9 protein-coding genes and 1 tRNA gene are annotated in these 11,341 nt (G+C 63.5%); 5 read left to right on the top strand and 5 right to left on the bottom strand.

The features are described 5' to 3' along the window. Both GXY33_12060 and GXY33_12055 read left to right on the top strand, forming a co-directional pair. A partial coding sequence (locus GXY33_12060; protein ID NLX05865.1) for a GHKL domain-containing protein occupies positions 1-864 on the top strand: 864 nt, incomplete at its 5' end. Between the two features lie 185 nt (positions 865-1,049). Next, on the top strand, positions 1,050-2,132 hold the full coding sequence (locus tag GXY33_12055) for a sugar kinase (protein ID NLX05864.1): 1,083 nt from the start codon (positions 1,050-1,052) through the stop codon (positions 2,130-2,132). Between the two features lie 110 nt (positions 2,133-2,242). Here GXY33_12055 and GXY33_12050 read toward each other — a convergent pair. Further along, positions 2,243-2,331 (bottom strand) — tRNA-Ser (locus GXY33_12050). Positions 2,332-2,595: 264 nt separating this feature from the next. Between GXY33_12050 and GXY33_12045 the strand changes: the two genes are divergently transcribed. Beyond that, entirely contained in the window at positions 2,596-3,906 is a 1,311-nt protein-coding gene (locus GXY33_12045; protein ID NLX05863.1) for an aminotransferase class I/II-fold pyridoxal phosphate-dependent enzyme, read from the top strand. 36 nt (positions 3,907-3,942) lie between these two features. Here GXY33_12045 and GXY33_12040 read toward each other — a convergent pair whose 3' ends face one another. From GXY33_12040 to GXY33_12030, 3 genes are all read right to left on the bottom strand, one after another. Beyond that, positions 3,943-4,191 (bottom strand): hypothetical protein, encoded by a 249-nt coding sequence (locus GXY33_12040; protein NLX05862.1) that lies wholly within the window; start codon positions 4,189-4,191, stop codon positions 3,943-3,945. Positions 4,192-4,206: 15 nt separating this feature from the next. Then, complete coding sequence (locus GXY33_12035; GenBank protein ID NLX05861.1) at positions 4,207-5,415, bottom strand: hypothetical protein; 1,209 nt, start codon at positions 5,413-5,415, stop codon at positions 4,207-4,209. 244 nt (positions 5,416-5,659) lie between these two features. Further along, positions 5,660-5,878, bottom strand: a complete 219-nt coding sequence (locus GXY33_12030) for a hypothetical protein (GenBank protein NLX05860.1) — start codon at positions 5,876-5,878, stop codon at positions 5,660-5,662. A gap of 423 nt (positions 5,879-6,301) precedes the next feature. On the opposite strand from GXY33_12030, the gene GXY33_12025 reads away from it, so the two are divergent. Then, positions 6,302-9,514, top strand: a complete 3,213-nt coding sequence (locus GXY33_12025) for an isoleucine--tRNA ligase (protein NLX05859.1) — start codon at positions 6,302-6,304, stop codon at positions 9,512-9,514. A gap of 38 nt (positions 9,515-9,552) precedes the next feature. Then, positions 9,553-10,017, top strand: a complete 465-nt coding sequence (locus GXY33_12020; protein ID NLX05858.1) for a hypothetical protein — start codon at positions 9,553-9,555, stop codon at positions 10,015-10,017. 11 nt (positions 10,018-10,028) lie between these two features. Here the strand turns inward: GXY33_12020 and GXY33_12015 are convergent. Beyond that, on the bottom strand, positions 10,029-11,341 hold a 1,313-nt coding region (locus GXY33_12015; protein NLX05857.1), incomplete at its 5' end, for a hypothetical protein.

Here is an 11,341-nt window from a genome sequence, read left to right as displayed (position 1 = left end):
CTGGAGGCCCTGGCCCCGGCGATCCTGCAGGCCCTTCAGCGCAAGCATGCCGAACAGGCCCTGCGGGAGAGCGAAGCGGATCTGCGGAACCTGGCCGAGCAACTGACCAAAGCCCGCGACGAGCTGGAGCAGCGGGTCCGCGAGCGGACGTTGGAACTGGCCGATACCGTCATGGAACTCCGACGCTCGAACGCCGATCTCCAGCAGTTCGCCTACGCGGCCAGCCATGACCTGCAGGAACCGCTCCGCATGGTCGCCAGCTTTGTTCAGCTTCTGCAGATGCGATACGAAGGCAAACTGGACGACCGTGCCGATGAGTTCATCCACCACGCGGTCGAAGGGGCGATGCGGATGAGCTGCCTGCTGCGCGGCCTGCTGGAGTACTCGCGGGTCGAGACGCGGGGCAGGATCCCGGTCCCAACGGATTGCCGCCAGATCCTGGACCACGTCCTCAAAGACCTGTATCTGACCATCGAGGAAAGCGGAGCCCAGGTGACGACCGACCCGCTGCCCACAGTGCCCGCCGACCGGACGCAACTGGCCCAGGTCTTCCAGAACCTGATCTCCAACGCGATCAAATTCCGCGCCGAGTCCCGCCCTCCGCAGATACGCGTGTCGGCCCGCCGGGACGGCGGCGAATGGGTCTTCAGCGTCGCCGACAACGGCATCGGGATCGAACCGCAGTACTTCGATCAGATCTTCGTGGTGTTCAAACGCCTCCAGCACGACCGGCGCCGCTATCCCGGCACCGGCATCGGTCTGGCCATGGTCAAACGCATCGTCGAACGCCACAGCGGTCGCGTCTGGGTCGACTCCCGGCACGGCCAGGGCGCGACCTTCCACTTCGCCCTGCCCGCGGAGTAAGGGCAGAATGGGATGCCGCCCGCGAAAACACACCCTTCTTTCTTGTCAAGTCCTGACTTCCGGCCTCTGAATTCTCCTCTTCTTCCGTTGACGCCGCCGCTGCGTTTTCGATAATACAGGGAAGCGGCGTCCAAGCGGGCGGACGCTTCGGTTCCGTGAACCCAGAGGAGTACCGAGGAGTATCGATGAGCGCTTTGAAGATTCGTCAGGATGCTTGTGATTTGGATTTTCTGTCGGTCGGGGCCTTGGTCCATCGCCTGGACCCGGGCGTGATCCCCTTTCGCAAGGCCCGGTCGGCTGAGATCCACGTCTCCGGCGGCGAGTACAACGTGGCCGCCAACCTCTCCGACTGTTTCGGCCTCCGCACCGGCATCGCCACCGCCATGGTCGACTATCCGATAGGCGAGTTGATCCAGGGCCGCGTCCGCGAGATGGGCGTTCGGCCGTTCTACAAGCACTTCAAGCACGACGGCGTCCGCGGGCCCAACATGGCCACCGTCTACAGCGACCGCGGCCAGGGCATCCGCCCGCCGGTGGTGTTCTACAACCGCTCGAACGAAGCCGGATCGCTGCTGAAACCCGGCGATTTCGACTGGCCGACCATCTTCAAAGCGGGCGCCCGGTGGTTCCACTCCGGCGGCATCTTCGCCGCCCTCTCCGAGACGACCTCCGAACTGATCCTCGAAGGCATGGACGCTGCCAAGGCCTCAGGCGCGATCAACTCGTTCGACCTGAACTACCGGGCTAAGCTCTGGGCCCCGATCGGCGGACTCGAGAACGCCCACAACGTGCTCCGCCGCATCGTCGGCAAGGTCGACGCCCTGATCGGCAACGAGGAAGACCTCCAGAAGGGCTTGGGAATCGCCGGCCCCGAGGCGGGCAGAAAATCCAAGCTCGACCCCGACACCTTCTTCCAGATGATCGAGCGGGTCGTCGAGCAGTTCCCCAACGTCAAAATGGTCGCCACCACGCTCCGCGAGGTCGTCTCTGCCAATCGGCACAACTGGGCCGCCGTCCTCTGGCTCAACGGCAAACGATATGTCAGCCCGACCTGCCAGCTCGACGTGATCGACCGGATCGGAGGAGGTGACGGATTCGCCGCCGGCCTCATCTACGGCCTGATCGCCGGCCGCGAACCGCAGGAAGCCCTGCAACTCGGCTGGGCCCACGGCGCCCTCCTGACCACCTTCCCCGGCGACGTCACCATGGCCCGACTCGACGAGGTCGAAGCCCTCGCCAAAGGCGAATCCGCCCGCGTCCAACGGTAAAAGCCGCTCGTAACAACGGCAATGAACAGGGCGGGTGGTTCTGCGGTCGATCCGCGGGTCCACCCGCCGTCTTTTTCTCCGTGGAAACACAAGTACCTGACGGGAGAGAACGGAGGGGGAGGGATTCGAACCCCCGGTGAGGTTTCGGCCTCACAGCGGTTTTCAAGACCGCCGCCTTAAGCCACTCGGCCACCCCTCCGATCATTCGGAGTTAGCTATAGTTGTCTGCCGCTTCCGCGGCGAACCGGCTGAGATCCACGCCACGTGTTCCAGCCGACGTCCATCTACATCCTATGGACCGGTCGCCCACGCGTCAAGTCAAACCGAACTGGAACGGTGCCCGCCTCAGCCGCCGGCCGGACTAGACTGGACGCGATCGGTGAAGCCTGCCGATGAAAACGGTGGGGGCGTGAGTGGGCCGTTTGGAGTGGGAAAGCAAAGGACGCAAGAACGGGAGAACGCCATGATCGCCCGAAAGAAGAACACGCCGGAAGTCCACCTGAACCTCAACGTCCGCGGACTGTCGCAATCGGCGACGCTCTCGATCAACGAGCACAGCGCCTCGCTGCGCCGCGAGGGCCGCCAGATATTCCGGCTGGGACTGGGCCAAAGCCCCTTTCCCGTGCCGGCGCCCGTCGTCGAGGCCCTCAAGGTCAACGCTCACCAGAAGGACTACCTGCCGGTCAAGGGTCTGTCGCAGCTTCGCCAGGCCGTCGCTGACTATCACCGCCAGGCCCAGGGCATCGACTGCTCAGCTGACGACGTTCTCATCGGCCCGGGCTCCAAGGAACTGATGTTCCTCGTGCAACTGGTCTACTATGGCGACCTGGTGATCCCGGTTCCCAGCTGGGTCTCCTACGCCCCGCAGGCCCACATCATCGGCCGCCACGTCCACTGGCTGCCCACCCAATCCGCCAACGACTGGCGGCTGACCCCGGACGAACTCCAGCGGCTCTGCCGCTCCGACCCCGACCGTCCGCGAATCCTCATCCTCAACTACCCCGCCAATCCGACCGGCATGACCTATCGGGCGACGGAACTCAAAGCCATCGCCCAGGTGGCCCGAAAACACCGCGTCATTCTGATCTCGGACGAAATCTACGGCGAACTGCACTACAAGGGCCAGCACGTCTCGATCGCCCGGTTCTACCCCGAAGGCACCATCATCAGTGGCGGCCTGAGCAAGTGGTGCGGCGCCGGCGGATGGCGGCTGGGAACCTTCGTCTTTCCTCATGCCCTGCGCTGGCTGCTCGACGCGATGGCCGTGGTCGCCTCCGAGACCTTCACCTCCACCAGCGCGCCGATCCAGTACGCCGCGGTGCGGGCCTTTCGCGGTGGGATCGAAATCCAGAACTACCTCTGGAGCGTCCGGCGGGTGCTCGGGGCTCTCGGCCGCCACGTGGCGACACGGCTCCGCAAGACTGGAGCCCAGGTGGCCACGCCCGAAGGCGCCTTCTATCTGTTCCCGGACTTCTCGCCCCTCCGCAAAGACCTGGCCAAACGCGGCATCGAGACCAGCCGGCAGCTCTGCGACCGCCTGCTGGAAGAGACCGGCGTGGCCGTCCTGCCGGGCTCCGATTTCGGCGTCGCCGATGAGGTGCTCGCGGCAAGGCTGGCGTGCGTCGATTTCGACGGGGCGAGGGTGCTGGCCGCGGTCGAGCAGTTGCCGCGAACCAAAGCCGTCGGCGAAGCCTTCCTGCGGGATTACTGCGGCAACGTCACCACCGCGATCGACCGGCTCGCCGACTGGCTCAGGACCAAATCGACCCACTGAACAACCCGATCAGCCGCCACGCCGCGCGAAGCCCCTCTACAACCCGCCCAAAACCAGACCGATCACTCCGACCGCGATCAGCAACAGCAGCCCGATCAGCAGCACCACCGCAACGACGCGGGCGACCGGCGACCGTACCGCCGGACGGTACTCAGCCCGCTCGACCACCCCGATCGGCCGGCCGCACGAAGGGCATTCCCGCTCCGGCGCCATCTCCGCCGCCTCAAAAACGCGGCCGCAGTGCGGGCATTCGACCCCAAAAGCCTGAGTTGGTCTTTCGTCCATCATCTCCTCTTGCGACTATCTCCGCCGGCGCAGCATCGGCAGGCCGATCAGCATGATCGCGAGCGTCGACGGCAGGGGCACGTATGTGCTGTTCGGATCGATCAGGACAAACTGGTTGCTCAGGCTGTCCACGTACCAGTCGCTGAACACCGTCGGCGTCGTGTCCAGCGGACCAATAAAGGGATCCACCTGGCTGAACGCGGGCGCGATCAGATTCATCCCGATGATGCCCGGCAGGTCCGCCGGCAGCACGCCGCTCTCCGGCACGAACACGACCGCGTTCTCGACGATAAACTCATCGCCGTTCGCCATCGGCAAAATCAACTCGTCCACCTCGTATCCGAACATCAGACGCGTGTCGCCGCCCACGCCGGCAACCTGCACCTCCGCCACCGGATCTTCATTGACCAGGTCGATCCCCACGTCGAGGGCGTAATCCTCGCCTATAATAGTGACCGAGGCTCCGGTGTCAAACAGCCATGACCGCGCCGACGACTGCTGGTCCGACGGCTTGCGGCTGTCCACGATCCGCACGTTCGGCAGCATCGGGTTCTGCCCGACCGAAACCGGCGGGTTCGGATCGTCGATGAAATCTTCGTAGACCAGCGGGAACCGGAACACGCCCTGCGACGGCAGGGTCGGCAGCGACGTCAGAAGGGTCGTCTGCATGTAGTCAATGGGCGGATAGAACGACCCGTAGGGAGTGATGTTCGGCTGGACGTGCATCACGTGGTTGCGGAGCACCGGTGTGCCGATGATGTCGAACGGCCCGGTAAGAAGGCTGTCCGTCTGTTTGACCTGGAACTTGTACTCGCCGTACGGGCTGTAGTTGCCGATGATATCGGCGCCCGTTGGCCCCACGCTGTTCGGAGCCAGCAAAAGCCGCGTGGGTCTGCTGACGTCGAACGTCTCGGTCCCGCCGATCCCGATATCCTCGAACGTCTCGCCGGTCAGCGGGATACCAAAGGCGGTCCGGACCATCTCGCTCATCAGGACTCCGCTGGCCCCCGTGTCGAAGATCACCGGGTAGCTGAACTGCGGGTCGCCCAGGATGTCCTCGCCCTGGTACACCTGGCCCGTGTTCGGGTCGGCCAGGGCGGCGAACCCACCGGGAAGATACGTGCACTGCGGCTTGGGTGCGGCATAGCGCACCTCCACCGACAGGGCAACCGCGGGAACTAACAGCGCAAAACACAGCGCAGGCAGAAGGGTTCTCTTGACCATTTTTCTCTCTCCCTAACCCGTACACACTCTCAGGCACCAGCCTCTCTCTCAACGGATACTTTACCACGTACCCGTCTGGACTGCAAGCCTGAAGCCCCGTGGCCGGCTTGTCCTCTCGACACCGTTACCCCAAACGCCCCAGATATCCTATTTTGTGGTTCCCCTCTGCCTTTCACCACCGCGCACAAAAAAAGCCCGACCAAATCGGCCGGGCTTCTGTTCTCGGATTGCCGGATGACCTGGCTTACAGGTCCTGCGGCTTGACCGTGCTGCGCTTGTTGGCCTGGGCTCTTCCGATGGCCGCATCGAGCATGCCGTAGATCTTGTCCGAGATGGCCGCCAGCGCATCCGACGAAGTCATCATGTCCTTGGAGCGAACGTAGTTCTTCACCTTGCTGGCCACCACCAGCGGCTCCTGGGCAGCGGACTTCGCAGCTTTCTTTGCGGCTTTCTTCTTCGCCATGGCATTACCTCCAAAAAGATCCTACGAAAGTAGAACACAACTGACTTGCCTCCAGGCTTTTCGACAAACCTCACAGAAAGGCCGTCAAAAGCCCTGAATCGGCTGAAATCTTAATTCTTATCGGACTGATATTCAATTAAAATTCACCAAATTTCGCCTCTTAACCGGTTTTGCCGCAAAAGTTCTGCATTTTGCGGCATTTTGGGGGCCGAAAACGCGACGCGAAACCGACGTTTGGAGTGCTTCTGTCGCGTTTGGCTTCCGGCATCGTGTTGCGTTTGTGCCCAAAGTGGTACCTTTTCACCGGTGCGGCGCGTCGTGCCAGGCCGATCGATCCTTTAATTCGACGTTGGCCGCGCTTACAATACATCATTCGTCGCGATTGGCGGCATAGCGTTCTTTTTGTCTGGAAGGTGATTGAGCATGTTCGACCCAGTACCGGCCAACTTCGACTTCCCAGCCTCCGAGAAGAAGGTTATCGAATTCTGGAAGGCCCGTGGGATTTACGAAAAGAGCCTGCACCAGCGGCAGGGGGCCACCCCCTTTGTCTTCTACGAAGGCCCGCCGACCACCAACGGCTTGCCTCACCCCGGCCACGTCCTGACCCGCGCGATCAAGGATCTGATGCCCCGCTACAAGACCATGCAGGGCCATTACTGCTATCGCAAAGCCGGCTGGGACACCCACGGCCTGCCCGTCGAAATCGAGGTGGAAAAGGAACTTGGCATCGACGGCAAGGACCAGATCGAAGCCTACGGCGTCGAACCCTTCAACCGCCGCTGCCTCGACTCGGTGCTTCGCTATGTCCGCGAGTGGGAGCAGCTCACCGACCGCGTCGGCTTCTGGCTCGACATGAACGACCCGTACATCACCTGCACCACCTCCTACGTCGAATCCGTCTGGTGGGCTCTGGCCGAGATCTTCCGCAAGGACCTGCTCTACCGCGGCCACAAGATCGTTCCCTACTGCCCCCGCTGCGGCACCGTCCTCTCCAGCCATGAGGTCGGACTGGGATACAAGGACGTCGAAGACCCCTCCGTCTACGTCGCCTTCCGCGGCAAAGACGACCCAAAGGAATCCTTCCTGGCCTGGACCACCACGCCCTGGACGCTGATCTCCAACGCCGCCCTCGTGGTCAAAAGGGACATCGACTACGCCCGCGTGAAGGTCGGCGATGAAGTCCTGATCATGGCCGAGCCGCTGGTCAAACAGGTCATGGGCAAAGTCCCGCACGAGGTCATCGGCACCGTCCGCGGCCAGGACCTCGTCGGCCGCGAATACGAACCTCTCTACAGCTTCGCTCCGGTCGAAAAGAAAGCCCACTTCGTCGTCGAAGCCGACTTCGTCACCCTCGACGCCGGCACCGGCATCGTCCACTGCGCCCCAGCCTTCGGCGCCGACGACTACCAGGTCGGCCGTCGATACGACCTGCCCGTCATCCAACTCGTCGAACCCACCGGCCGCTTCAAAGCCGAGGTCACGCCGTGGGCCGGCATGTTCATCAAGGACGCCGATCCACAGATCATCCGCAACCTGAAAGACCGCGGCCTGCTCCTGCGACGCGAAACCTACAAGCACAGCTACCCGTTCTGCTGGCGGTGCGAAACCCCGCTGATCTACTACGCCCGCCAGGGCTGGTTCATCAAGACCACCGCCGTCAAGGACAAGCTGCTGGCCAACAACGCCCAAATCCAGTGGCTCCCCGAGCACATCCGCGACGGGCGATTCGGCAACTTCCTCGAGGACAACATCGACTGGGCCCTGAGTCGCGAACGTTTCTGGGGCTCGCCGCTGCCCGTCTGGCTCTGCCAAAGCTGCGACCACGCCCGGGCCTTCGGTTCCAAAGCCGAACTGCTGGCCGCCAATCCGCAGGCCTTCGAATACTTTGAAAACCGCCGCAAACAGGAGCCCGAACTCCCCGAGAACCTCGCCGTCCACAAGCCCTTCATCGACCACGTGACCGTGCCGTGCGATAAATGCGGCGGCATCTTGCGCCGGACGCCCGAGGTCATCGACTGCTGGTTCGACTCCGGCTGCATGCCCTTCGCCCAATACGGCTATCCGCATCGCAACAAGGAGATGTTCGAGCAGCAGTTCCCCACCGACTTCATCTCCGAAGCCATCGACCAGACCCGCGGATGGTTCTATTCGCTCTTGGCGATCTCCACCATGGTCTTTCCCGATCAGCCGTTCCCGCATCCTTACAAGACCTGCATCGTCCTGGGCCTCGTCCTCGGCAAGGACGGCAAAAAACTCTCCAAGAGCCTCCGCAACTACGACGAGCCGGCCAAAATTTTCAACCGCGAAGGCGCCGATGCCCTCCGCTGGTACTTCTACTACGGCCAGCCGCCGTGGACCTCCGCCCGCTTCGATGAGGACGCCATCGCCGAAGCCCAACGCGAATTCCTCATCCGCCTCTACAACGTCTACAGCTTCTTCGTCATCTACGCCAACATCGACGGCTTCAACCCAGCCGATCAGGGCCAGAAGGGTCAAGCCTCATACCAACCAGCCGCCCAGCGCTCGTCGCTCGACCGCTGGATCATCGCCGACCTGCACCGCACCACGCAGCGCCTCACCGAGCTGCTCGACGACTATCAGATCCACCAGGCCGCCGTCCGGCTCGCCGAGTTCGTCGACGCCCTGAGCAACTGGTACGTCCGACGCTCGCGAGACCGCTTCTGGAAGTCCCAGCTCGACCAGGACAAGTTCGACGCCTACTGGACCCTCTACGAGTGCCTCACCACCCTCGCGCGCCTCATGGCCCCGTTCGTCCCGTTCTTCGCTGAGACGATCTATCAGAACCTCGAAGCCAACCGACTTGCGAACGCCTCCGAATCCGTTCACCTGTGCGACTGGCCAAAAGCCGACCCCGCCCTGATCGACAACAAGCTCCTCGAACAAATGGAACTGGCCCGCGAAATCGCCGCCCTCGGACGGTCCGCCCGCGCCGCCGCCAAAATCAAAGTCCGCCAGCCGCTGCCCGAAGTGGAACTCATCCTCGCTCACGCCGAAAAGGCCGAGATGCTCCGCGACTACGTGGACCTCGTCCGCGAGGAACTCAATGTCAAGCAGGTCCGATTCGTCACCGAAGTCCACCGGTACGTCGATCACGTCATCAAGCCGAACTTCCGCGCCATCGGACCCAAATACGGACCGCTCGCCCCCAAGATCAAAGCCGCCCTCCAGACCATCGACGCCGCCGCCGCACGGTCGGCCCTCCTCGCCGAAGGCAAGTTCGACCTGCAACTCGACGGCCAGACCGTCGACCTGACCGCCGACGACGTCGAAATCGGCCTTCAGCCGCACGCCGGATTCGAAGCCGCCCAGGGCCCCGACGTGCTCGTCGTCCTCAAAACCGAGATCGACGAGCCGCTGCGCCTCGAAGGACTCGCCCGCGAACTGGTCCACCACATCCAGCAGATCCGCAAGGAAATGGACCTGGCCTACGAGGCCCGAATTGATCTGGTCGTCGAAGCCCCAGCCGAGTTCGCGCCCGTCCTCGCGACGATGACTGAATACATCAAAAACGAAACCCTGGCCCAAACCATCGACCAGACCGGCCGCGACACGCCGGCCACCAAGGAAGTTGAAGTCGAAGGCCTCCCGGTCAAGCTCTGGGTCACCGCGAAATAGGCCTCGTTGGTGGTTTTCGCCGGTTGGGGATGATCGCGATGAGCGACGCCACGCGGATCATCTGGCATCGCCGACTGCTCGTGCTCTACGCCGCCGCCATCGGGCTGCTGGCTCAGCACCTGCTCGCCTCGCCCATGCGCTACAGCCAGACCATCATCTGGCCCGAACTCGCCAACATCCTCCCCTGGCCGGTCCTCGCGATAACCGGATCGATTGGCTTCGCCTTCGGCCTCTGGGCCTACCCGCGCCTCCTGCCCTGGATGATCGGAGCCGCAGCCGTCATCCTGCCCGGCGTCTGGCTCGGCGGCATATGGCTCGCCACGCTCCACCATGACTACGACATCACCCGCCACCGAATCTCCGCCGTCATCACCTGGACCTGCCTGGTCCTGGCTGTCCGGGCATGGTTCCTCGACCGGGATTACGGCCGCCAGCAACTCAACGCCCAAATGCCGCCTCAGCCCAAACGCAGGTACAGACCCCTCGACGACCACCCACGCTGAACCCACGCACCTCAGTCATCCAAGCTGTCCGCGTACTCCACCGGCTCGGCCCGCATCGCCTCGAGACGCTCTTCCATCGCCGCAATCCGCTCGCCCAAACCCGGCTCCAGCTCAGCCGGCAGATCGACGCTCTCCCGTACCGTCTCCGCTGTGTGCTTCAGGTATGCGATCGCCGCCTCCAGATCCGCCCGCTCCTTGAGCCGCTTGAGCTGCTCCACCGCCAGGTGCCGAACGTGCCGCTCGGTCCCGTCCACCTCCAGATCGACCACGCTCAACCCGCGCGAACCCAGATGGAAGACCCGCAATCGCCCATCCCTCAGCCACGTCCAGCCGGTATACCCGCGCATCACCCGGTCGGGCAGCCACAGCAATTCGCGCGGCCGGTCCTCCGGTTCGACAATCATCAGCCGCCGCCCTTTGCCGGCGTCGGTGCCGGTCAGGAAGACGATCCGTCGATCGCCAGACGCCGGCTGGCTCGCCGCACCATCGCCCGCCGAAAGCGGAGCCCACTGCGGGTAGTAGACGTTGCCTTCATGGCTCAACAGATCGGCCTTGCCCGTCTCGACCTCGACCAGATAGACCCGCGAACGACCCTCGTCGTCGAACCCCTTGAGCGTCAACCCCTTGCCGGGCAGAAAGCAGCACAACAGCATCGCGTCGTCGTCCGAGATCGCCAGATCGACGTAGCCCACCGGCGCGTCCTTGTTGTGCTGGAAACGGCCCTTGAACGTAAACGTCGTCACCCGGCGCTTCGCCTTCGTCTCCAGATCGATCCGCCAGATGTCCACCTTGAGCATCTCGCTCTCGCCGTCGCGGCCCGCTTCCTGGACCACTTCAAGGTTCTCCGCCGTGGCGTAGTAGAGGGTCCTATCTCCGCGGAGTGCCGGAGTCGTGCTGAACAGCGTCCGCTGGTCGTCGCAGGGAATCCGCACCAGCCGCTCAAGCCGCATCTGCGGACCGTACAGCCAGAACGAGATTATGATCCGGTCGCGACCCTCAACCGGCTGGGCCGTCGCCAGGAACATCCGCTCTTTCGAAATCCACAGCGGCGCGTTGGCGAAGAGTTGCAGCAGGCACGCCTCCCGTCCCGGTCCCTCGCTCACGTGCGCGAACCCGACGCCCTCGCCCGCCGCCTTGATGTACACCGGCGTCTCCGCCTTCAGATCGACCCACGCGTCGCACTCGCCGTTGACGGTCAGCCGCGTAAGCTCGATCCTCTCCACCTCGAAAAGGTAGATCTCGGAGCTCTTGTCGGTGGCAAACCCCTTCCGCCCGTAACTGAAACCGATGTACCGCCCGTCATCCGAAATGTCCGCCCGGTTGT

The sequence above is a fragment of the Phycisphaerae bacterium genome (assembly GCA_012729815.1).
Lineage (GTDB): Bacteria > Planctomycetota > Phycisphaerae > JAAYCJ01 > JAAYCJ01 > JAAYCJ01.
This window is presented reverse-complemented; position numbering and strand designations above follow the sequence as displayed.

What these genes read in the sequence shown, in the direction of transcription:
- GXY33_12055 (NLX05864.1), top strand. Translation starts at nt 1,050, where the DNA reads ATGAGCGCTTTGAAGATTCGTCAGGATGCTTGTGATTTGGATTTTCTG.
- GXY33_12045 (NLX05863.1), top strand. Translation starts at nt 2,596, where the DNA reads ATGATCGCCCGAAAGAAGAACACGCCGGAAGTCCACCTGAACCTCAAC.
- GXY33_12040 (NLX05862.1), bottom strand. Translation starts at nt 4,191, where the DNA reads ATGGACGAAAGACCAACTCAGGCTTTTGGGGTCGAATGCCCGCACTGC.
- GXY33_12035 (NLX05861.1), bottom strand. Translation starts at nt 5,415, where the DNA reads ATGGTCAAGAGAACCCTTCTGCCTGCGCTGTGTTTTGCGCTGTTAGTT.
- GXY33_12030 (NLX05860.1), bottom strand. Translation starts at nt 5,878, where the DNA reads ATGGCGAAGAAGAAAGCCGCAAAGAAAGCTGCGAAGTCCGCTGCCCAG.
- GXY33_12025 (NLX05859.1), top strand. Translation starts at nt 6,302, where the DNA reads ATGTTCGACCCAGTACCGGCCAACTTCGACTTCCCAGCCTCCGAGAAG.
- GXY33_12020 (NLX05858.1), top strand. Translation starts at nt 9,553, where the DNA reads ATGAGCGACGCCACGCGGATCATCTGGCATCGCCGACTGCTCGTGCTC.